Raw genomic sequence first — 21,446 nt, 5'->3', positions numbered from 1 at the left:
GAGCGGCCCCGCCCTGTCGAACCGGGCCACGGACCCCGGCCCCACCAGGTAGTACTCAAGGCGGACGCCCCAGGATCCGCAGTGATGCTGACGACCGGGGCCCTTGCGCCCGCTTACCGTCATTACGTGACCCAGAAGACCCGCAGCCCCGAATACGACCTGGCCCAGGGAGCGCTCAGCGGCCTCCGCCAGGACCTCTTCCACAACGCGTTCGCCTACCGGCCGCTGCCGCCGCTGAACGAAGAAGGGCCGCTGGTCCGCCGGCTGCCGGGCGAGCGGATACGCCGCGGCGCGGTGTGGCTTCCGCACGCCGTGGTGCTGTTCCTCGCCCTGTGCACCCTGCTGCTCGCCTACGCCGACGACGAGGGCGGCCTCGCGTTCGTCATCGGCGGTTTCGTCCCCGCGGCGGCTGTCGTGATGACCCTGGTCAGGCCCGTGGGCGCCTGGTGGGTGTCGATCGTGAGCACTCCGTTCGTGGCGGTGCTGGGCTCCTGGAACGACTGGCCCTGGGCGCCCGCCGGGTTCCTGTCGCACCTGACCGTGTTGATCGTCGTGGCTCTGCGCACCCGCCCCCGGACGGCCGGCTGGATGTGGGTGATCACCGCTGCGTACGGGATGTTCGCCGACACGGTGATCAGCCGGGGCTACGGCCCCGGCGCGGCGCCCATGCTGTTCGCCTCCGCGATCCTGCTGCTGATGGTGAGCATGGTCCTGGTCCGCCGTGAGGCGAAGCAGGAGGTCGCCGCCCAGCAGACGGTCACCGCCACCGAGCGGGACCGGCGCACCCTGCTGGAGGAGCGCACCACCATCGCCCGTGAACTGCACGACGTGGTCGCCCACCACATGTCCGTCGTCGCCATCCAGGCGGAGGCCGCGCCCTACCGCGTGGAGAACCCGCCGGAGGAACTGGAGAAGGCGTTCGCCACCATCCGGGAGAACGCGGTGGCCGCCCTCACCGAACTGCGCCGCATCCTCGGCGTCGTAAGGGCGGAGGACTACCAGGCCCCCGACGCGCCCCAGCCCGTCCTCGCCGACCTCGACAACCTGCTCTCGAACGTCCGCGAGGCGGGCCTGGAGACCGAGAAGACGGTCACCGGAGCGGTGCGCGAGCTGCCGCAGGGCGTCGAGCTGTCGGCGTACCGGATCATCCAGGAGGCGCTCAGCAACGCGCTCCGGCACGCGCCCGGTTCGACCGCGAAGATCGAGGTCTCCTACGTGCTCGGCGGCCTGGGCCTGCGGATCGTCAACACGCCGCCGCGGGGCCTGGTCAAACCCTCGCCGGGAGCGGGTCACGGCATCACCGGCATGCGGGAGCGTGTGACGATGCTGAACGGTGAGATGACCGCGGCGCCCACCGAAGAGGGCGGGTACGAGGTCACCGCCTTCATCCCCGTCGCCGCCATCCCCGCCGAGGAGACGTCATGACGATCCGTGTGCTCATCGTCGACGACCAGATCATGGTCCGCGAGGGCTTCTCGGTCCTGCTGAACGCCATGCCCGACATCGAGGTCGTCGGCGAGGCCGTCAACGGCCGCGAAGCCGTCGCCAAGGTCGCCGAACTGGCGCCCGACGTGGTGCTGATGGACATCCGCATGCCGGAGCTGAACGGCATCGACGCCACCCGCGAGATCGTCGCGGCGGACGGCGGCGCCAAGGTGCTGGTGCTCACCACCTTCGACCTGGACGAGTACGTGTACCAGGCGCTGCGGGCGGGAGCCTCCGGGTTCCTGCTGAAGGACGCCTCCGCCCGGCAGCTCGCCGACGGCGTACGCGTGGTGGCCGCCGGCGAGGCGCTGCTCGCGCCGACCGTCACCCGCCGGCTGATCACCGAGTTCTCCAAGCTGTCCGAGACGCCGCGTCCCGCCGCGATGACCCAGGTCGCCGACCTGACCGAGCGCGAGACCGAGGTCCTGGTGCTGATCGCGCAGGGCCTGTCGAACGCCGAGATCGCCTCCCACCTGGTCGTCGCGGAGTCGACCATCAAGACCCATGTGAGCAGGGTCCTCGTGAAACTGGGGCTCAGGGACCGCACCCAGGCGGCGGTCTTCGCGTACGAGGCGAGGCTGGTCACACCCTCGTAGGGAGCGTTAGCGTCCGGACATGGACGCGCTCTTCGAACCCTGGTCCCCCCAGTTCGTGGCCGACCCCTACCCCGCCTTCGCGGCACTGCGGGAGCGGGGCCGGGTGCACTGGTTCGAGCCGACACGGCAGTGGCTCGTGCCGCACCACGCGGACGTGTCCGCGCTGCTGCGGGACCGGCGGCTCGGGCGGACGTATCTGCACCGCTTCACCCACGAGGAGTTCGGCCGCACTCCGCCGCCCGCCGCGCACGAGCCGTTCCACACTCTCAACGACCACGGTCTGCTGGACCTCGAGGCCCCGGACCACACGAGGATCCGGCGGCTCGTGACGAAGGCGTTCACCCCGCGGACCGTGCAGGCGCTGGAACCGGTCGTACAGCGGCTGGCGGCCGGTCTGGTCGCCGACTTCAAGAAGGCGGGCGGCGGCGATCTGCTGGCCGAGGTCGCCGAGCCGCTGCCGGTGGCCGTGATCGCCGAGATGCTCGGCATCCCGGAGTCCGACCGGCCGCTGCTGCGGCCCTGGTCGGCCGACATCTGCGGGATGTACGAGCTGAACCCGTCGGAAGAGACGGCGGCGCGGGCGGTGCGGGCCTCGACCGGGTTCAGCGCGTACCTGCGGGAGCTGATCGCCGTGCGGCGTGAGCGGCCGGGCGACGACCTGGTCTCCGCGCTCATCGCCGCCCACGACGAGGGCGACCGGCTCAGCGAGCAGGAGATGATCTCCACCTGTGTGCTGCTGCTGAACGCGGGCCACGAGGCGACCGTCAACACGACGGTCAACGGGTGGTGGACGCTCTTCTGCCACCCCGACCAGCTGGCGGCGCTGCGGGCGGACCACTCGCTGTTGTCCACAGCTGTGGAAGAACTGATGCGTTACGACACCCCGCTCCAGCTCTTCGAGCGCTGGGTGCTCGACGACATCGAGATCGACGGCGTCGTGGTGCCGCGCGGCTCGGAACTGGCACTGCTGTTCGGCTCCGCGAACCGCGACGGCACCCGCTTCGACCACCCCGACACGCTGGACCTGGCACGCGCGGACAACCCGCATGTGAGCTTCGGCGCGGGCATCCACTACTGCCTGGGCGCACCGCTCGCCCGCATCGAACTGGCGGCGTCGTTCGGAGAACTGCTCCGCCAGTGCCCGGACATGCGGCTCGCGGAGGAGCCGCGGTGGAAGGGCGGTTTCGTGATCAGGGGCCTGGAGGCACTACGGGTCGAACTGTGACGCCCGGCCGCCGTTACTTCGTCTCCAGGTCCCGTTTGCGGAAGCCCGCGAGGCCCACCCGTACCAGCCCCGCCGCGACCAGCGTCAGGACCACCATCGGGGTCCAGCTCATCGGCGCGGCGGGCAACTGGGGGATGTGCCCGAACGGGGACAGGTCGCTCATCCAGCCGGGGAACTGAAGCAACTGCCCCAGGTACCCGACCACGAAGGCGTACACCGGCACGATCCAGGCCGCCGCGCTCGCCCGCGGGAACCAGCCGAAGAGCACGACGGCGACGCCGGCCGTGACCCACAGCGCCGGCGCGTAGGCGAGCGCCGCGGCCACCAGGTCGAGGAACAGCCCCGCGTCGTCCGCGGACGCCGCGCCCGCGATCCCGAAGCCCACCCCGGCCAGGAGCAGCAGCGCGGTGCCGCCCGCCATGGCCACGGCCAAGTGGCTACCCACCCAGCGGGCACGGGACAGCCCGGTCGCGAGCAGCGGCTCCGCGCGGCCGGCGGTCTCCTCGGCGCGCGGCCGCAGCGCCGCCATCACCACGTACACGGCCGCGACGACGGAGATCACGACCATGACCATCGACGCGAACGACTCCGCCACCGAGGCGCCGCCGATCTCCTTGAGTGCCTCCTGGAGCTGGTCGATGTTCTTGAGCATGTCCTCCGCGTCGCCGAGGATCGACCCGTACATCGCGCCCATGAGGAACAGGCCCGCGCCGAACCCGGTCAGCATGCCGCGGTGCAGCCGCAGGGCGAAGCCGAACGGTCGGCTCAGCGCGTCCGACGCAACCGGGCTGCCGAGCCGCGACGCCCGCAGGCCGGCGCCCACGTCCCGCCGCGTAGACAGTACGAAGCCCGCGGCGGCGCACAGCACGGCGAACACCAGGCACAGCAGCAGCGGCCACCAGCGGTTGTCGACGTACACGTAGGTGCGCTGGGCCCAGCCGATCGGCGACAGCCAGGCGAGCGCCCCGTCTCCTCCCACATCGCCCGCCGCGCGCAGGACGTACGCGACACCGACGACGGCGAGTGCCATGCCGGAGGCGCCTCGGGTGTGCGCGGTGATCTGTGCCGTGACGGCGGCGACGGCGGCGAATGCGATGCCCACCGCGGCGTGCGCGGAACCGTAGAGCAGCGAGCCGCCGGTGTCGATGCCTTCGATGCCCATGCTGCCGAGGGTGAGCGCGAGCAGCAGGGCGAGGACCACATTGGCGAGGACGGCGAGCGACAGCGCCGCGGCCAGGTGCGCGTGCCGTCCGACGACGGTGGAGCGCACCAGTTCGGCGCGTCCCGTCTCCTCCTCGTTGCGGGTGTGCCTGGTGACGATGAGGACGCTCATCAGGCCGACCATCACGGCCATGAAGCCCAGCATCTGGTGGCCCAGCATCGCGCCGAAGTTGTAGTCGTCCAGGTAGTGGCGCGGTCCGGTCATGGCGAGCCCCGCGGGGCCGTCCATGGTCGCCACGACCGAGGCGCGGTCCGCCGGATCGGCGTACAGCGTCTTGAAGTTGCTCGCCGTCGACACGGTGCCGACGACCAGCGCGAGGATCCAGACGGTCAGCCGGACGCGGTCCCTGCGCAGGCCGAAGCGGAGCAGGCCGAGCGTGCCGGCGAGCGCGTTGCCGCCGTTCGCGGTGCTGGGGGCGGTGGCCGCCTCGGTGGCGGTGGCCGTGCTCATCGTGCTGCTCCGTCGTCGGCGAGGCGGGTCGTGCCGTCGGCGGCGGCGCCGTGCCCGTTCGCGCCCAGCTCGTCGCCGTAGTGGCGCAGCATCAGTTCCTCGAGCGTCGGCGGGTGGCTGACGAGGCTGCGGACGCCGAACTCGGAGAGCCTGCGGATCGCACCGTCCAGATGACTGCCGTCGACGGCGAACCGCACCCGCCCGCTGTCGGTCCGCAGGTCGTGCACGCCCGGCAGCTCGGCCAGGCCACTGACCGGGCGGGCCGTCTCCGCCTCGACCGTCGTACGCGTCAGATGCCGCATCTCGCTCAGCGTTCCGGACTGCACGATCTTCCCCTGCCGGATGATGCTGACCCGGTCGGCGAGCTTCTCCACCTGGGCCAGGATGTGGCTGGAGAGAAGCACGGTCCTGCCCGCGGCCTTCGCCTCGGAGATGACGTCCTGGAAGACGACCTCCATCAGAGGGTCGAGGCCGGCGGTCGGCTCGTCGAGCAGCAGCAGCTCGGCGTCGGACGCGAGCGCGGCGACGATGGCCACCTTCTGCCGGTTGCCCTTGGAGTAGGCCCGGCCCTTCTTGGTCGGGTCCAGGTCGAACCGCTCGACGAGTTCCTTGCGGCGCCGTCTGTCGATGCCGCCGCGCAGCCGGGAGAGCAGGTCGATGGCCTCGCCGCCGGTAAGCCCTGGCCACAGCTCGACGTCACCGGGGACGTAGGCGAGGCGCCGGTGCAGTTCCACGGCGTCGTGCCAGGGGTCCTTGCCGAGCATCTGGGCCGCGCCCGAGTCGGCGCGCAGCAGCCCGAGCAGAACCCGGATGGTGGTCGACTTCCCCGCGCCGTTCGGCCCGAGGAAGCCGTGGACCTCACCTGTTTCGACCGCGAGGTCGAGGCCGTCCAGCGCCCGTGTCCGTCCGAACGACTTGTGGAGTCCGGAGACGGTGATTGCCTTCGTCATGTTTCAGAACGTACGCTGATTTCACAAATTTGTGAAGTTAAGGAAGCGTATAAACTCGGCTCAGGACCGTGACAAGGGGAGATGATCCGGTGGCGACCGAACAGACCACGGCAGCGCAGCAGCCGCGCGACGAGGACGCGGTGTCCGCATTCGTGGAGCGATTCGCCGCCCAACTCGTCGAAGCGGGCATGACCCGGATGCCGGCCCGCGTCTTCGCCGCCCTGCTCTCCTCCGACTCCGGTGTGATGACCTCGGCCGAACTCGGGCAGCAGCTCCAGGTCAGCCCCGCCGCGGTCTCCGGCGCGATCCGCTACCTCGCCCAGGTCAACATGGTCTCCCGCGAGCGGGAACCGGGCTCCCGCCGCGAGCGCTACCGCGTGCACAGCAACCAGTGGTACGAGGCGCTCACCAACCGCGACCAGATCCTCAAGCGCTGGGAGCACACCCTGCGGGAGGGCGTGGTCAGCCTCGGCCCCGACACGGGGGCGGGCCGGCGGATGTCCGAGACGCTGGAGTTCTTCCAGTTCCTGGAGAAGGAGCTCGCCCTCCTCATGGAACGCTGGCGCGAACACCGCGACCGGCTCCACGGCGCGGCCTGACCCGGCAGGGCGGGGCCGCCCCTGCCGGGTCGTCGAGCTTTGCCCGTTGAGGTCAGGCCCGCCGGGCGTTCGCCGGGGTCAGCCCGCCGGGGCGGGCAGCGGCAGTGTCAGGCCCCACGCGCCCGCCCGTACCGTCCATGTGCGGGTCCTGACCGGGCCGGTGACGTGCGCGTCGGCCCGGTAGCGGAAGTCCGGGCCGGAGACCGTCACGGAGAGGGCGCTCGCGCGCAGGGGCTCGGCGGTCGAGCCGTGGCGGACGACGACCTCCGCGCGGCCGCCCGGGCCGGCGCGGACGGTGACGTCCTCGACCGGGCGGTCCAGGTCGCACATCAGGACCCCGTCCGCCTCCACACGCAGGCGGTGGGTGCGGACCGGCGCGGCCGAGGGAGCGGGGCGCACCAGGGTGCGGACGAGGGAGCGGGCCGCCGTCCACACCGAGGCGCCCTCCACATGCGGCACCGGGCGGGACGCCGGGATCGCCAGGTCGCCCAGGACCACCCCGTCGCTCTCGTCCACCAGGAGGTCCAGCCGCCGCGGCGTCCCCTCGAGGACCGCCCTGGCCGCCGCGACCGCCCCGGCGGGAACGCCGAGGGAGTGCGCAAGCCGTACGGAGGAGCCCACGGGGACGAGCGCCAGCACGCCGTCGCCCAGCGAGCGGTCGCGGTGCAGCAGGGCCACGGCCCTCAGCAGTGCCCGGTCGTCGCCGACCACCACCGGCCTGCGCGAACCCCTCCGGGCGAGTGCCCGGGCGAATTCCTCCGGGCCCTGGGGAAGACAGATTTTCGCCTCCGACCCGCCGCACAGCACATCTTTCGCGATGCGCACGGACTCGCCGTCCATTCGGCGGGCGACCGGGTCGATGACCACCAGCAGCTGGTCGGGATCCGACACCTCGGTCCTTCCTCGGGTAGCATCTTTGTGCAAGAGCCCCTTGCGCTATTGCGCCAGGGGCTTCGTCTATTCCGGGGCAACCTGTCCCAGGACTCAGGCACGGCTCCGGCCCCCTGACCTTGGTCTTGCCCCGCCCGGAAGGGGTGTACGCCTGTGCCCGCACTTGTGCTGCTCGGTGCTCAGTGGGGTGACGAGGGCAAGGGAAAGGCCACCGACCTGCTCGGTGGATCAGTGGATTATGTGGTGCGCTACCAGGGCGGCAACAACGCCGGCCACACGGTTGTCGTCGGCGACCAGAAGTATGCGCTGCATCTCCTCCCTTCCGGAATCCTCTCGCCGGGATGTACTCCGGTCATTGGTAACGGCGTCGTCGTGGACCCGGCGGTTCTGCTCTCCGAGCTGAGCGGGCTGAACGACCGCGGCGTCGACACGTCCAAGCTCCTGATCAGCGGAAACGCCCATCTGATCACCCCGTACAACGTCACCGTCGACAAGGTGACCGAGCGGTTCCTGGGCAAGCGCAAGATCGGCACCACGGGCCGCGGCATCGGTCCGACGTACGCCGACAAGATCAACCGCGTCGGCATCCGCGTCCAGGACCTCTACGACGAGTCGATCCTGATGCAGAAGGTCGAGGCGGCCCTCGACACCAAGAACCAGCTCCTCACCAAGGTCTTCAACCGTCGCGCGATCGAGACGGAGAAGATCGTCGAGGAGATGCTCCAGTACGCGGAGCAGATCCGGCCGTACGTCGCCGACACCACGCTGATCCTGAACAACGCCATCGACGAGGGCAAGGTCGTCCTCTTCGAGGGCGGCCAGGGCACCCTGCTGGACGTCGACCACGGCACGTACCCCTTCGTCACCTCCTCGAACCCGACCGCGGGCGGCGCCTGCACCGGCGCCGGCGTGGGCCCGACGAAGATCAGCCGGGTCATCGGCATCCTCAAGGCCTACACGACCCGTGTCGGCGCCGGGCCGTTCCCGACCGAGCTGTTCGACGAGGACGGCGAGGCACTGCGCCGCATCGGCGGCGAGCGGGGCGTCACCACCGGCCGCGACCGCCGCTGCGGCTGGTTCGACGCGGTCATCGCGCGCTACGCGACCCGGGTCAACGGTCTGACCGACTTCTTCCTCACCAAGCTGGACGTCCTGACCGGCTGGGAGCAGATCCCGGTCTGCGTGGCGTACGAGATCGACGGCAAGCGCGTCGAGGAGCTCCCGTACAGCCAGACCGACTTCCACCACGCGAAGCCGGTGTACGAGATGCTGCCGGGCTGGTCCGAGGACATCACCAAGGCGAAGACCTTCGCCGACCTGCCGAAGAACGCGCAGGCGTACGTGAAGGCGCTGGAGGACATGTCCGGCGCCCCGATCTCGGCGATCGGCGTCGGCCCCGGCCGGACCGAGACCATCGAGATCAACTCGTTCCTGTAGGCCTGCCGGGCAGGACGGACACGGTGCGAGGCCCCGGACGCGAATCGGCGTCCGGGCCTTCGCGCCGGTTCCCGCCGGCGTACGAGGCGGGCAGGGGCCTCCCTGCCATGCACACGGCACGACTGGCTAGGCTGCGTGTTCCGAATGTTCACGCCGGTGCCGAGGCGGGAGCAGCGCCGAGACCGGTCCAGGGGCGGATACACATGGCTGATCGCCAGACGACCCAGTTGCTCGACAGCATGCGTCGCGGCATGCCGTTCGAGTTCACAACCAAGATGTCGATGATGAAGCGGCTCGCGACGCTGGTGTCCGTCGCCGAGCTGTTCGGCTACCGGTACGCGGGTGCCCGGCAGGAGATCTTCTCCATCAAGCTGGCCTTCGCCCCCGACCCGAGCCCGCAGGCGCAGGCGCGTGCCGCACAGTGCTGGCCGTACGCACCCCGGATCCCCGAGATCCCGCAGCAGGTGCTGGAGCTCAACAAGAAGCGGGTTCTGTTCGACCTGAGCAGCAAAGCCGCGCTGGTGAAGCGGCTGCCGGTCATCGGGATCGTGCTCCTGGTCGCGAGCCTGCGCCTGCTCGGCTCCCTGGGCGACAGCCCCGGCCTGGCCCTCGGCTACGTCGGTTTCCTCGCCGTGCTCGTCGGCATCGGCGTCTGGATCAACGCCGCGCGCCACAAGAGGGCCGGCGCACACCTCGAGGCCGCGGGTTTCGTGCGCCACGAGTCCTCCCCCGGCCAGGTCTCCTACCTCCCGCCCGGCAGCCTGCCGCCCGCACAGTGGCACGGGCCGCAGCAGTACGGGCCCGGCGGGCAGCAGGGGTACGCCCAGCAGCCCTACGGCGGGCCGCAGCCTCCGTACCCGGCGCCGCAGCACCAGCAGCACCAGCCGTACGCCCAGCAGCCCCCGGGCCAGCCCTCGTACGGTCAGCAGCCTCCGGCCCAGCCCTCGTACGGTCACCAGCCCTACGGCGGTCAGCCGCCGCAGTGAGGCACGGCGGCTGCGGGTGGTGGTCGGCCCGTTGCCGTGCAAGCCGCTGACCGGGCTGTCCGTCGGGAAGAGGGTGGCCGGATGGGCTGCGGGGGTAGCCAGGAACGGGCGCCGTACGCGTGACGGTGGGCACCTGCGCAGAAGGCGCCATCCCGTACCGGAAGCCTGGTCGGGGACCTTGCGGCGATGTGGCCTCGAGCTTCGAGATCAACTCGTTCCTGCAGGGCGTTCGCGGGACACTGGAAACCCCCGAGGGGCAGATCCGCGGCGAGGGCCCAGCGCTTTCGCCGTGGATCCGCGTCCGGGGGTTTTTCCGTGCCCGGCCGCGCCGCATGGAGCCGGGGAGGCGTGGCCGGTCCCGCGCCGCCCGGCGTCACCGTTGACCCTCATGCTCCCGCCCTGACCGACCCGGCTCACTCCTCCCCGCAGATCCGCAGCCCCTTCGGCGTCGCGCACGGCAGGTGCCCGTGCGTGGTGATCACGTCCTGTCCGCCGCCGCGGCTCATGTAGGTGAGGAAGCTGGAGACGAGCGAGTCGGCGGGCGGCCGGCCGTACGTGTAGGCGTACTCGATCTCGCGGTACGGGTAGCCCGTCTCGCCGATGTCGTCGACGGACGGCGCGTCGCCGTCGATGGTCGGACGGTGCAGACCCTTCAGTCCGCTGCCGGAGCGCAGCTCGCTGTAGCCGATCGCGCCGGGCAGCTCGGCGACCGTCGCCAGCACCTGTTCGGTGCTGCTCAGTTCGCAGCGGACGACGGGAGCCTCCGCGTCGTCCTTGTGCTCGCAGTCGCGCGAGGAGTTCACGGGCTCGTTGCGGTGCAGGACCCGGCGCTGGAAGACCTCCCTGGTACCGGAGTTGGCGTCCCGGCTGACGAGGAGGACCGGCAGTTCGGGGCCGCCGAGCTGCGACCAGTCGGTGATCTCGCCGCGGTAGATCTTGCGGACGGCGTCGAGGGAGAGGTTCTTCAGCGTGACCCGGTCGTTGACGACCAGCGAGAAGACGGAGACGGCTACCCGCGTCTCACGGAGCTGCGGGTAGCCGCCGGGCTTGGGGCCGTCGGCGAGCGCGATCATCGCCGGTGAACCGCCGCCCGACGCGGCGCCGGTCTCCGCCAGCGCCCTGATGCCGGCGTTGCTGCCGTGCGCGTCGACGGTGACGGTGGCGCCCTCGCAGTCCTTCTCGTACTTCTTCGCCAGTTCCCGCACCACCGGCGCGAAGGCCGTCGAGCCGGTGACGGTGAGCTCTCCGCGGGCGCAGCCGATCGGCGGACGGGAGTCGTCCCGCGCGACGATGATCGTGGCGAGCGCGACGACGCAGACGGTCAGCAGCACGGTGATCACCCGGGCGGCACGGCTGAAGAGCGGCGGGGTGTCGTCGGGAGTGGTGCTGCGGTTGGGGGCCACGTCGCCGTCCCGCAGGCCGCCGGTCACCCGGATCGGGCTGCCGACCGGCCCGCCGGTGAGCAGGACCAGCAGCTTGAAGTGCTGGCCCTGGTTGGGACACGCGGCAGGTGAATCGTTCCGCCGGTGTGCCGCATACCGGCGGCCGCCGTGAAGTGGTCCATCAGGTGCTCGGCACCCGGCGGCTGGGTGACCGCTATGGCCCGGACGGTGCGGTCGGTGAACTCCGCGGTGAGGCCGTGGACCTCCCGGCCGGTGTAGTCGTTGTCCGCGATGCTCTGCGAGCCGTCGTTCTCGACGCGCAGCAGGACGAGCGTGGCGTCGGACATCTCGGGGGCCTCGTTGAACAGCCCGAGCCGGAAGTTTGGCCGCCCGGCGCGCACGTCGCTGCCGATCGGGGTGTCCATCTGCACCCGGTACCCGATACGTCTTCGCCGTGGCACCCGCCGCTCGTACCAGAGCACCCCGCCGGAGGCCAGGATGCCCAGCACGGCGGTGAGCACGGCCACGACGTTCTCGGCATTGAGCCACTCCACGGGTGCCCCCTCGCTCCTCGCGTCCCAGGTGGAGCGGCCACCGTACGGAGGACACGCGGCGCGGCGGAGCGGCTTGTGCGACCGGACGCCGAATGTTGGTCCGGAGTTCAATCACCCTGCCGGGTCATCTGCGGACGTACTCCGCCGGTTCGCCGTCGGCGCTCATCCCGTACATGAGGAGGCGCTCCTTGCCCTCGAAGCGGTCGGCGCGCAGGTTCTGCGCGGAGCCCGACGGGGTGCACTCGGGGTCGGAACCCTCTGCCGGCTGCGGCGGCCCGAGGACGACCAGGTCGCCGACGCCGCCGAGCACGGCGGTGCTCTCGCAGTGCACCAGGTCGCCGGTCTCCTCGCCGGTCTCCTCGTCGGTGCGCGGGTAGTTCTCGGAGAACCGTACGAGCGGGGCGCCGACCGGACCCTGGGTGACCGTCATCTCGAAGGAACGGGACTCCTCGTAGTCCGGCGGGGCGTCCAGCACGTCGAACTTCTGCCGCCAGTGACCGACGAAGGCGGACGGCACGGCCTTGGGGCCGTTCTTCGACCGGTGGAACGTGGCAGTGACGTCCCCGGACGTCCACTCCAGCACCTCTGGCGACCGTACGGTCAGGGTCTGGTGCGCGGCGGGGGTGCAGCGCCTCTCGGGCACGCTGGTGGTCACGTCGCTCTCGCCGAACACGATCCGGTCGGCGTCCGCGGAGACGAGCGTGGAGCGCCCCATGCACAGCCGCTCACCGGTGACGTGGACGTACACGCCGGTCTTCTCGCCGGCCCGGCCCTGGGTGATCTCGATGCGCCCGGTCTCGTACGGCGCGTCGGCACTGCCCCGCAGGACGCCCTCCCACGCGCCGAGGAAGTCGTCGGGCACGATGCCGGCGGAGTCGCCGGTGCCGCTGGTGGACGCGACCGGGGTGCCGGTCGCTCCCGCGCCGCCCGCCCCGTCGTCCGTCCCGCCGCGGTCCTTCCACTGAAGGGCGGCGAACGTGCCGGCGACGGCGAGAACGGCGACCGCCGCCGCGGCGGCCAGCGGGGTACGCCGCCGCCTGCGCGGCGCGGCCGGCACGGTCACCGGCGTCGGGGGTGTCGGGTCCCCGTCCGCGTCGAGCAGCCGGGCAGCGTGCCGCCCCAGCCCGGCCAGCAGGCCGGCGGGCAGCCACGGTTCGTCCGGAAGGGGCACGCCGGCCAGCTCCGCGGCCGTCGGCCGGGCAGCCGGGTCCTTGTTCAGGCAGCCCCGTACGAGCGGCTCCAGCTCGGGCGGGAGCCCGGCGAGGTCCGGCTCCTCGTGGGCGATACGGAACAGCACGGCGTGCACCCCGCTGTCCGCGGACCCGAACGGCGGGCGCCCGGTGCCCGCGTACGCCAGCACGGCACCCAGACAGAACACGTCCGACGCGGGCGTGAGCCGTTCGCCGCGCACCTGCTCGGGCGACATGAAGCCGGGTGATCCGACGACCGCGCCGGTCGTCGTCAGCCCGCCGTCGGTGACGGTGTCCACGGCGCGTGCGATGCCGAAGTCGATGATGCGGGGGCCGTCGACGGTGAGCAGGATGTTGGAGGGCTTCAGGTCCCTGTGCAGCAGCCCGGCGGCGTGGATGTGCCCGAGCGCGTCGGCCAGTCCGGCGGCCAGGGCGCGTACGGAGTTCGCCGGCAGCGGCCCGTACTGGTCGACGACGACGCTCCTCAGCGACGGCCCCGGCACATATCCGATGGCCACCCAGGGCGACTCCGCCGCGGTGTCGGAGGCGATGACGGGCGTGGTCCCGGCCCCTCCGACCCGCTCCAGCGCCTCGACCTCACGCGCGAACCGGCGCCGGAACTCGTCCTGTGCGGCGAGCTCGGCCCGCACGAGTTTGACGGCCACGGTCCGGCCGCCGGCCGAGCGGGCGAGATAGACCCGGCCCATCCCGCCGACTCCGAGCCGTCCGAGCAGCCGGAACGGGCCGATCTGGGTGGGGTCTTCGGGCAGCAGGGCATCCACGCCCGGATCTTCCCACAACGCGGCGCACAGGGCCTCTGTCATGGTCAAGTCGCCTATGTGGGCCAGGACTTGAGGCCGTGGGCGGTCTGAGTGGACCCAAGCTGTCCGGGACATGTCCCGGACAGCCGCGGGCGGGACGGACCCGCCCGTCCGCTCCTACGGTCCATCGCCATGGACACCACACGGAGAACGATTCTGCGGGGCATGGCAGCGGCACCGGTGGCCGCCACCGTCGGCGGCCTGCTGCTGCCGCACGGCGCCCAGGCGGCGGAAGCCGCCGATCCGATGCCGCTCGACCTGCGCATGCGCACCCGCGCCAACGGATCGGGCACCAACTACCCGGACGTGATCAAGAGACTCCTCCTCATGGCGGACAGCGCACGTCCCGAGGAGCGCCACGGACTGGGCAGGGCATCGCTCGACGACATCCTGGCCGACACCGACAGGAAGGGCCGTCCCGCACGACCGGACTGGCCGGGAGCGAGCCTGCCCCGGCTGCGCACCTCGTTCCAGTGGCAGGGCGCGGGCGAACGGAACACCATCGCCAACGACTTCAAGACCAGGTACTGGCGCCCGCAGGGCATCAGCAACCGCTGCACCGCCGCCGGCGGAACCGACCCGAACGTCCTCATGGTCTCCTGGTACGCCCGCGCGGGTCAGGAGGACCAGGGGGCGCGGATCAGCATCGTGGACCTCTCGGACCCTGCCGCGCCGAAGTACCGGCACGTGCTGCTCGTCGAACCTCGCGTGCAGGGACGCCGGTTCACCTTCCGGCCCGCGACCCTGCACGCCGGCGGTATCGCCTGGTACGGCAACCGCCTCTACATAGCGGACACCATCAAGGGCCTGCGCGTCTTCAACACCGACGAGATGCTCGAGGTCGCGACGGACGGCCCGGCGGACAAGTGCGGTTACTGGAAGGGCAAGTACCACGCGCTCCGCTACAAGTACGTCCTGCCGCAGAGCCGCGCCTATGACCATGTGGCACCGAACCTCGTAGAGGTGCAGCAGCGCTACTCGCAGGTGGCGGTGGACGTCACGACTGCTCCGCACTCCCTCGTGGTGAGTGAGTTCAGGCGTCCGCTCGAGACGTCCTCGCGCGTGGTCCGCTGGAACCTGGACCCGACCACCGGCGCGCTGGCTCCCGCCGGACCGGGTGGGCTGATCAGGTCGGTCGCCCGTGAACGGATCCGGCACGGCGGTCAGGTGCAGGGCGCCGTGAGCGTCTCAGGCACCTATTACCTGTCCGCGAGTGCCGGTCCGAGTCGTTACGGGACGGTGCGGACCTGGCGCAAGCAGCCCCTCGGTGACCTGCCGGCCATCTTCGCCTGGCACCAGGCCGAAGGACCGGAGGACCTGAGCCACGACGCCCGGGCCGGTGTCCTGTGGTCGGTCAACGAGTACGAGAGCAACCGCTACGTGTACTCGATGACCCTGTAGCGGCGTCGGCTGAACGGTCCGGTACCGCGGCACGTACTGAGGACCGGGGCCTCGGCGTCCGGGGCCCCATGGCACTGGCGAAGCCGTTCCGTTACGACCTTGGGGCCGCGCATGATGCACGCACGACGGAGGGGGGCACGACGGACACTCCAGCGGGTCGTGCGGCTGGCCGCCGTGGTCGGGCTGCTCAGCGGCGGGCTGATGGTCTCCGGCGCCATGGCGGGCGAGCCGCCCGCCGCGGGTGATCCGCGGGCCGATGACCCGGTGGCCGGGCTGGTGTCGCGGCTCGGCCCGGCCCGTACCGCGGGCAGCTGGACCGGCCCCGACGGGAGGACGGTCGTCGCCGTCACCGATCAGGAGGCCGCGGAGGAGGTTCGGCGGGCCGGCGCGGAGGCCGAAGTGGTGCGCCACAGCATGGAGCGGCTCCGCTCGGCCACCGAGACCCTGCGCTCCGCGCCCCGGGTGCCCGGCACCGCGTGGGCGGTCGACTACGCGGCCAACAGCATCACCGTGCGCGCCGACAGCACCGTCTCCGCGGACGACTGGTCGCGCATGTCCGGCCTCGCGGAGGAGATCGGCGGCTTCGTCCGCATGGAACGCACCTCGGGGACCTTCACCACCAGGGTCAACGGCGGCACCGCGGTCTTCGGGGACCAGCGGCGGTGCACCGCCGGGTTCAACGTCACCAACGGCCAGGACATCTTCATCCTGACGGCGGGGCACTGCGGGCCGGAGGACTCCACCTGGTTCCGGGACCGTCAGGGCGACGAACTCGTCGGCACCACCACGGCCGCCAGCTTCCCCGGCGACGACTACTCCCTGGTGCGCTACGAGGACGTCGACGTCCTGGACCGCACCAACGTCGTGGACATCGGCGGCGGCAGGGGCGTACAGATCGTCGGGGCCGGCGAACCGGCCGTCGGGCAGCGGGTGTTCCGCAGCGGCAGCACGACCGGGTTCCGCTCCGGAGAGGTGACCGCCGTCAACGCGACGGTGAACTACCCCGAGGGCACGGTGACCGGGCTGATCGAGACCACGGTCTGCGCCGAGCCGGGGGACAGCGGCGGGCCGCTGTTCTCCGAGGGACTGGCGCTCGGCGTCACCTCGGGCGGCGACGGCGACTGCACCACGGGCGGCACCACCTACTTCCAGCCGGTGACCACCGCCATGGAGAAGCTCGGCGTGGACCTGACGGGCGGCCCGCCCGCCCCGGGCGGGACGGTCGACGAATCGGAGGGCGGCGCCCCGCCCGTACCCGCGCCGCCGCGGCCCGGGGAGGGCCTCGGATCGCGGGCGGTCAGCTCGATCGTCGACTTCGGCAACCCGGCCCTGGGCGCGGGCCTGATCGGCCTCAGCCTGACCGGACTGCTGGTCGCACGGTGGCTCGTGTCGGCCCAGGAACGCAGGGAGTACCGCAACTTCCACAGCGCGAGCTGGGGCTGAGGCCGGCTGCCGCGGGCCCGGCACAGTAGACCCTCTCAGCCGGCGTGTCGCCCTTCTCAGCCCGTCTTGGTGTAGGTGAGCGGCTCGCCGGTCGAGCCGACGAGCTCGCGGACGATGATGTTGTCGGCGGGCATGTTCAACAGGCTCCACTGCCCCGGGGCGCACGAGACGCGGTCGCCGAACGTGACGGCCGTGGGGGCGAGTTCAAGGGGCGGTCCGGGGGCGCGGAGCTTGGCCGACCAGCGGCAGTCGTAGTTGGGGCCGGTGCCGCTCAGGGTCATGATCTGTTCGCCGGTCGCGCCCTGCGTGATCGTCATGATCCGGGTGTTCGTGCCGTCCGCCGTCTCGAACGACGCCCGCCAGGTGCCGACGTACTCCTGCGGCACATCGCCCGCCGTCTGGGCCGTCGGCGGTGTGCCGGTCGGTGCGGGAGTGCCGGAGGAGGCGGGGGGAGAGGTGGGGGCCGAGGACGTGGAGCTGGGCTTCGGGTCCGCAGTCGTCCGCTTGCCTTTGTCCTTGGACATGAACGCGTACACCGAGCCGCCCGCGCCGAGGGCGACGACCAGCGCGACGGCGATCAGGGCCAGTGTCCCGCCACGGGAGCCGCGCCGTGGCGCCGGAGGCGGAGTCGGGGCATGGGGCCCTGGCGGGTACGGGGCAGGGTGGTGCGGAGCCGGCCGGTACGGCTGCGGATAGCCGTACACCGGTCCGGGCGGCGTGTGCGGCGCCGCCGCCGGTATCGGCGCCGGAGCGGGAGGCGGTGTCGCGGCCGCGCGGGGAGGCGCCGTCATCGTCGGCGGCTGCGCCGGTGCCTGCGGCTGTTCGGCGTCCAGCAACTGGACCGCGTGGCGGCCGAGTTGCGCGATCAGCGCCCCCGGCAGCCACGGCTCGCCGTCCGCGTCGGCGGCCGTCCGGCGAAGGACCTCGTCCACGGTCGGCCGTGCCTCCGCCTCCTTGCGCAGACAGTCGCGGATCAGGTCCAGCAGAGCCTCGGGGACCCCGGCCAGGTCCGGCTCCTCCTGCGCGATACGGAACATCTGCGCGTGGGCGCCGCTCGCGGCGGATCCGAACGGGAGCCGGCCCGTCGCCGCGTAGGCGAGTACGGACCCCAGGCAGAAGACGTCGCACGCCGGGGTGATTCTGTCGCCGCGCACCTGCTCGGGCGACATGAAACCGGGCGAGCCGACGAGCGCGCCGGTGCGGGTGAGGCCGTCGTCGGCGACCGTCTCCAGCGCGCGGGCGATGCCGAAGTCGATGACACGCGGCCCGTCGATGGTGAGCAGGATGTTCGACGGCTTGAGGTCGCGGTGGATCAGGCCGGCCGTGTGGATGTCCGTCAGCGCGTGCGCCAGGCCGGAGGCCAGCAGACGGACGCTGCGTTCCGGCAGCGGTCCGTGCGCGCCGGAGACGACGGTGTGCAGCGCGGGCCCGGCGATGTAACCGGTGGCGACCCAGGGGACCGGGGCCTCCGTGTCCGCGTCGAGGACGGGCGCCGTCCACCTCCCGCCGACGCGCAGGGCGGCCCGGACCTCGAGCCGGAAGCGGTTGCGGAACTCCTCCTGCTCCGCGAGCTCCTGCCGCACGAGCTTCACCGCGACGGTGCGTCCGCGGTCGGAGCGGGCGAGATACACCTGGCCCATGCCGCCCGCCCCGAGCCGGCTCAGGATCCGGTACTCGCCGATGTGATGTGGATCCCCTGGTGCCAGCTGCTCCATCGCCGCGCGGCCCTTCCCCCGTACCGAAATGCTCGACGGACCGAGGATAGTGGGCGCGCCGGGAGCCACACAGGTCAGCGGTACGCGCGGAAACGCCGCCGGGGCCCCGGCGGCGTTCCTCGCTGGGCTCCTGGCGTCGGGTTCCCGGCGTAAGGCTTCCGCGCCGGGGCACTGACGCCGGGCACCTGGCGTCGCGTTCCGTCAGGGCCCCGGCCCGGGGGCCGTGCCGGTTTCCCGACGTCAGGCTTCCCGTCCCGGCGGGAGGCCGGCCGGGCCGTCGGCCGTGTCCTGGGCGTCGATGGTGTCCATCGCCCGTGAAAGCTGCTCCAGCACCCGCACGGTCTCCGCGAACTCCTCCGGTCCGAGGGCGTCCAGCAGCCGGTTCGCCAGCCGTGCGTGGCCGGGGTCGATCTGCTTGATCGCGGCCCGGCCCTCCTCCGTCGCGTGCAGCAGCTTCGCGCGCCGGTGGGCCGGGTTGGGACGGTACTCGGCCAGCCCCTGCCCGGCGAGCACGTCGGCGATGCGCTGCACGCTCTGCCGGGTGATGCCCATCGTGCGGGCGATCCCGGCCACGGACTGCGGCCCGCGCACCACGGCGCCGAGGACCTGCCAGCGGGCGGCCGTCAGCCCCGCCTCCCTGGCGATGCGGTCGGAGACGGTGATGAACTGCCCGTTCAGCCGGAAGACGCCGAGGGCCGTGCGGGTCAGCAGTTCCTGGGGGTGGTGGTCCGGCCTCATGCGTTCAGGACCTCGAAGGCCGCCGGGTCCGAGTCGTGGAACAGCCGGTACCAGGCGTCCAGCTTCTCCCCCTCGTACACGCCGAGGCGGGCGAAGACCTCGCGGGCGAAGGCGACGGGCTCGGTCGGGCCGGCGGTGATCAGGTCACCGTCGGTGACGGCGTCCGTGTCGACGTAACGGTCGCCGCCCTTGTAGCCCGTGGCGGCCAGATAGAACGAGACGGCGCTGGTGTGGGCGCGGTCGTCGAGCAGGCCCTCGCGTGCGAGACCGGCGGTCGCGCCGCAGATCGCCGCGACCGGGACGCCCGCGTCGAGGAACGTGCGGGCCTTGGTGGCGAAGGGCGAGAGGACGTCGCCGGTGTCCCACAGGGTCGCTCCGGTGAGGATCAGCAGCGCGCTGTCCGCCGGGTCGAGGTCCGCGAGCGCCAGATCGGGCTGGATGCGGACGCCGCCCATGGTGGTCACGGGGTGCGTGGTGAGGCCGACCGTCTTCACGGTGAAGCCGTTCTGGGTGAGGTGGGCGGTGGTGTGGCCCGTCTCCCAGTCGGCGTAGGTGTCGTAAACGGCCAGATGAACGGTCCCGCTGGTCATGGTGCCCTCCTTGACGCGTGTCCTGCTCCTCCGTGTATGACAGCAGCCTGTCATGACGACAGTATGCTGTCAATCATGAAAGGGTGCCCGCGAGGGGCGACACCCTGCCCAGATAAGCGGCCTGGTCCATACAAGGTGGCCATGTCGGCTACGACCGGCGGTTCCTTACGCTGAGCCGCATGACCCCTCATGCCGACCCGCAGACCGGAGCTGCCGTCAAGGCGGCCGACCGCGCCCATGTGTTCCACTCCTGGTCCGCCCAGGGCCTGATCGACCCGCTCGCCGTCGCCGGCGCAGAGGGGTCCTACTTCTGGGACTACGACGGCAACCGCTACCTCGACTTCACCAGCGGCCTCGTCTACACCAACATCGGCTACCAGCACCCCAAGGTCGTCGCGGCGATCCAGGAACAGGCCGGCAAGCTCGCCACCTTCGCGCCCGCGTTCGCCGTGGAGGCGCGCTCCGAGGCGGCCCGGCTGATCGCCGAGCGCACCCCCGGCGACCTCGACAAGATCTTCTTCACCAACGGCGGCGCGGAGGCCGTCGAGAACGCGATCCGGATGGCCCGTCTGCACACGGGCCGTCCGAAGGTGCTCTCCGCCTACCGCTCGTACCACGGCGGCACCGCGACGGCGGTCAACATCACCGGCGACCCGCGCCGCTGGGCCAGCGACAACGGCACGGCGGGCGTCGTCCACTTCTGGGCGCCGTTCCTGTACCGGTCCCCGTTCTACTCCTCGACGGAGGCGGAGGAGTGCGCACGCGCCCTGACGCACCTGGAGGACACCATCGCCTTCGAGGGCCCGCAGACGATCGCGGCGATCATCCTCGAGACGATCCCGGGCACGGCCGGCATCATGACGCCTCCGCCCGGCTATCTCGCGGGCGTCCGCGAGATCTGCGACCGGTACGGCATCGTGTTCGTCCTCGACGAGGTCATGGCGGGCTTCGGACGAACGGGCGCCTGGTTCGCCGCCGACCACTTCGACGTGGTGCCGGACCTGATCACGTTCGCCAAGGGCGTCAACTCGGGATACGTGCCCCTCGGCGGTGTGGCGATCTCCGCCGAGATCGCCGCGACCTTCGACAAGCGCCCCTACCCCGGCGGGCTCACCTACTCCGGCCACCCGCTGGCGTGCGCGGCGGCCGTCGCCACCATCCAGGTCATGGCGGACGAGAAGGTCGTCGAGAACGCGGCGGTCGTCGGAGAGACAGTGCTGGGGCCGGGGCTGCGTGAGCTGGCCGAGCGCCACCCGTCGGTGGGGGAGGTGCGCGGCTTGGGGGTCTTCTGGGCGCTCGAACTGGTCCGCGACCGCGGGACCCGCGAGCCGCTGGTGCCCTACAACGCGTCCGGCGAGGCGAACGCGGCGATGGCGGCGTTCGGAGCGGCCTGCAAGAAGAATGGCCTGTGGCCCTTCATCAACATGAACCGCACGCACGCCGTCCCCGCGTGCAACGTGAGCGAGGCCGAGGCGAAGGAGGGTCTGGCCGCGCTGGACGCGGCGCTGTCGGTCGCTGACGAGTGGACGGTCTGAGGCCTTGCCCGACGCCCCTCTGACGGGTCCCGCCCGACGCGCCCTACGCCCCTCCGGCCACGGTCGGCCGGAGGGGGGTCGCTCTGGTCGGCGTAGCCGGGCGGGTACCGGCGGCGGTCAGGTGCCCTCCGCCGATGCCGATGCGGACGCCGACGCGGCCCCGCCGGCAGCGCACCGCGGGCGGCGCTCCGCCGGAAGCGCACCGCGGGCATCCTTCGCCCCGCACAGGCCACGCG

The 21,446-nt window shown here is 71.8% G+C and carries 16 protein-coding genes and 1 pseudogene; 9 read left to right on the top strand and 8 right to left on the bottom strand.

Going from position 1 to position 21,446, the window contains the following annotated elements; translation table 11 throughout:
* The first annotated feature begins 84 nt into the window (after window positions 1-84).
* From ACWGH4_RS11195 to ACWGH4_RS11185, 3 genes are read left to right on the top strand one after another with little or no spacing between them, the layout of a single operon-like run.
* Window positions 85-1,425: a sensor histidine kinase gene (locus ACWGH4_RS11195; RefSeq protein ID WP_453458600.1), complete on the top strand. Its 1,341-nt coding sequence runs from the start codon at window positions 85-87 to the stop codon at window positions 1,423-1,425.
* Complete coding sequence (locus tag ACWGH4_RS11190) at window positions 1,422-2,081, top strand: response regulator (protein ID WP_159689394.1); 660 nt, start codon at window positions 1,422-1,424, stop codon at window positions 2,079-2,081. Before ACWGH4_RS11195 ends, ACWGH4_RS11190 begins: the two co-directional genes overlap by 4 nt.
* A 19-nt stretch (window positions 2,082-2,100) precedes the next feature.
* Complete coding sequence (locus ACWGH4_RS11185) at window positions 2,101-3,306, top strand: cytochrome P450 (protein WP_453458593.1); 1,206 nt, start codon at window positions 2,101-2,103, stop codon at window positions 3,304-3,306.
* 13 nt (window positions 3,307-3,319) lie between these two features.
* Here ACWGH4_RS11185 and ACWGH4_RS11180 read toward each other — a convergent pair whose 3' ends face one another.
* Window positions 3,320-4,978 (bottom strand): ABC transporter permease, encoded by a 1,659-nt coding sequence (locus ACWGH4_RS11180; RefSeq protein WP_453458590.1) that lies wholly within the window; start codon window positions 4,976-4,978, stop codon window positions 3,320-3,322.
* Window positions 4,975-5,928 (bottom strand): ATP-binding cassette domain-containing protein, encoded by a 954-nt coding sequence (locus ACWGH4_RS11175; RefSeq protein WP_453458587.1) that lies wholly within the window; start codon window positions 5,926-5,928, stop codon window positions 4,975-4,977. Before ACWGH4_RS11175 ends, ACWGH4_RS11180 begins: the two co-directional genes overlap by 4 nt.
* Before the next feature lie 89 nt (window positions 5,929-6,017).
* On the opposite strand from ACWGH4_RS11175, the gene ACWGH4_RS11170 reads away from it, so the two are divergent.
* Window positions 6,018-6,527, top strand: coding sequence for a GbsR/MarR family transcriptional regulator (locus ACWGH4_RS11170; RefSeq protein ID WP_453458584.1), 510 nt, complete (start codon window positions 6,018-6,020; stop codon window positions 6,525-6,527).
* A gap of 78 nt (window positions 6,528-6,605) precedes the next feature.
* On the opposite strand, the gene ACWGH4_RS11165 is transcribed toward ACWGH4_RS11170, so the two are convergent.
* Window positions 6,606-7,418, bottom strand: coding sequence for a diacylglycerol kinase (locus tag ACWGH4_RS11165; protein WP_453458581.1), 813 nt, complete (start codon window positions 7,416-7,418; stop codon window positions 6,606-6,608).
* A gap of 153 nt (window positions 7,419-7,571) precedes the next feature.
* On the opposite strand from ACWGH4_RS11165, the gene ACWGH4_RS11160 reads away from it, so the two are divergent.
* A complete protein-coding gene (locus tag ACWGH4_RS11160; protein WP_441263517.1) occupies window positions 7,572-8,855 on the top strand; it encodes an adenylosuccinate synthase in 1,284 nt (427 codons plus the stop codon).
* Window positions 8,856-9,058: 203 nt separating this feature from the next.
* Window positions 9,059-9,841 carry a hypothetical protein gene (locus ACWGH4_RS11155; protein ID WP_453458578.1) on the top strand — a complete coding sequence of 261 codons (783 nt, stop codon included), beginning with the start codon at window positions 9,059-9,061 and terminating at the stop codon, window positions 9,839-9,841.
* Between the two features lie 413 nt (window positions 9,842-10,254).
* Here the strand turns inward: ACWGH4_RS11155 and ACWGH4_RS11150 are convergent.
* Both ACWGH4_RS11150 and ACWGH4_RS11145 read right to left on the bottom strand, forming a co-directional pair.
* Window positions 10,255-11,777, bottom strand: a pseudogene (locus ACWGH4_RS11150) (substrate-binding domain-containing protein).
* Between the two features lie 124 nt (window positions 11,778-11,901).
* A complete protein-coding gene (locus ACWGH4_RS11145) occupies window positions 11,902-13,791 on the bottom strand; it encodes a serine/threonine-protein kinase (protein ID WP_453458597.1) in 1,890 nt (629 codons plus the stop codon).
* Window positions 13,792-13,920: 129 nt separating this feature from the next.
* Between ACWGH4_RS11145 and ACWGH4_RS11140 the strand changes: the two genes are divergently transcribed.
* Together ACWGH4_RS11140 and ACWGH4_RS11135 are read left to right on the top strand one after the other, a co-directional pair.
* Entirely contained in the window at window positions 13,921-15,189 is a 1,269-nt protein-coding gene (locus ACWGH4_RS11140; protein ID WP_453458576.1) for a hypothetical protein, read from the top strand.
* Between the two features lie 111 nt (window positions 15,190-15,300).
* Window positions 15,301-16,632, top strand: coding sequence for a trypsin-like serine protease (locus tag ACWGH4_RS11135; RefSeq protein WP_441263521.1), 1,332 nt, complete (start codon window positions 15,301-15,303; stop codon window positions 16,630-16,632).
* 56 nt (window positions 16,633-16,688) lie between these two features.
* On the opposite strand, the gene ACWGH4_RS11130 is transcribed toward ACWGH4_RS11135, so the two are convergent.
* The 3 genes from ACWGH4_RS11130 to ACWGH4_RS11120 all read right to left on the bottom strand — a co-directional run bounded on the left by ACWGH4_RS11130 (window position 16,689) and on the right by ACWGH4_RS11120 (window position 19,675).
* The gene (locus ACWGH4_RS11130) at window positions 16,689-18,347 is read right to left on the bottom strand and encodes a serine/threonine-protein kinase (RefSeq protein WP_453458573.1); all 1,659 of its coding nucleotides are present in this window, start codon (window positions 18,345-18,347) and stop codon (window positions 16,689-16,691) included.
* Window positions 18,348-18,587: 240 nt separating this feature from the next.
* Window positions 18,588-19,085, bottom strand: coding sequence for a MarR family winged helix-turn-helix transcriptional regulator (locus tag ACWGH4_RS11125; protein ID WP_453458570.1), 498 nt, complete (start codon window positions 19,083-19,085; stop codon window positions 18,588-18,590).
* Window positions 19,082-19,675, bottom strand: coding sequence for a DJ-1/PfpI family protein (locus ACWGH4_RS11120; protein ID WP_453458567.1), 594 nt, complete (start codon window positions 19,673-19,675; stop codon window positions 19,082-19,084). Before ACWGH4_RS11120 ends, ACWGH4_RS11125 begins: the two co-directional genes overlap by 4 nt.
* A 179-nt stretch (window positions 19,676-19,854) precedes the next feature.
* Here ACWGH4_RS11120 and ACWGH4_RS11115 point away from each other — a divergent pair, with 179 nt between their 5' ends.
* Window positions 19,855-21,210 carry an aspartate aminotransferase family protein gene (locus tag ACWGH4_RS11115; protein WP_441263525.1) on the top strand — a complete coding sequence of 452 codons (1,356 nt, stop codon included), beginning with the start codon at window positions 19,855-19,857 and terminating at the stop codon, window positions 21,208-21,210.
* The last annotated feature ends 236 nt before the right edge of the window (window positions 21,211-21,446 follow it).

The sequence above is a fragment of the Streptomyces sp. NPDC054847 genome, assembly GCF_053610925.1.
The sequence above is the reverse complement of the archived record's forward strand: the minus strand, read 5'-3'. Positions and strand labels throughout refer to the sequence as shown.

Bases quoted from the DNA above. Each gene is read 5' to 3' on its own strand.
- ACWGH4_RS11195 (WP_453458600.1), top strand. From the start codon at position 85: ATGCTGACGACCGGGGCCCTTGCGCCCGCTTACCGTCATTACGTGACC.
- ACWGH4_RS11190 (WP_159689394.1), top strand. From the start codon at position 1,422: ATGACGATCCGTGTGCTCATCGTCGACGACCAGATCATGGTCCGCGAG.
- ACWGH4_RS11185 (WP_453458593.1), top strand. From the start codon at position 2,101: ATGGACGCGCTCTTCGAACCCTGGTCCCCCCAGTTCGTGGCCGACCCC.
- ACWGH4_RS11180 (WP_453458590.1), bottom strand. From the start codon at position 4,978: ATGAGCACGGCCACCGCCACCGAGGCGGCCACCGCCCCCAGCACCGCG.
- ACWGH4_RS11175 (WP_453458587.1), bottom strand. From the start codon at position 5,928: ATGACGAAGGCAATCACCGTCTCCGGACTCCACAAGTCGTTCGGACGG.
- ACWGH4_RS11155 (WP_453458578.1), top strand. From the start codon at position 9,059: ATGGCTGATCGCCAGACGACCCAGTTGCTCGACAGCATGCGTCGCGGC.
- ACWGH4_RS11145 (WP_453458597.1), bottom strand. From the start codon at position 13,791: ATGACAGAGGCCCTGTGCGCCGCGTTGTGGGAAGATCCGGGCGTGGAT.
- ACWGH4_RS11140 (WP_453458576.1), top strand. From the start codon at position 13,921: ATGGACACCACACGGAGAACGATTCTGCGGGGCATGGCAGCGGCACCG.
- ACWGH4_RS11135 (WP_441263521.1), top strand. From the start codon at position 15,301: ATGATGCACGCACGACGGAGGGGGGCACGACGGACACTCCAGCGGGTC.
- ACWGH4_RS11130 (WP_453458573.1), bottom strand. From the start codon at position 18,347: ATGGAGCAGCTGGCACCAGGGGATCCACATCACATCGGCGAGTACCGG.
- ACWGH4_RS11125 (WP_453458570.1), bottom strand. From the start codon at position 19,085: ATGAGGCCGGACCACCACCCCCAGGAACTGCTGACCCGCACGGCCCTC.
- ACWGH4_RS11120 (WP_453458567.1), bottom strand. From the start codon at position 19,675: ATGACCAGCGGGACCGTTCATCTGGCCGTTTACGACACCTACGCCGAC.
- ACWGH4_RS11115 (WP_441263525.1), top strand. From the start codon at position 19,855: ATGACCCCTCATGCCGACCCGCAGACCGGAGCTGCCGTCAAGGCGGCC.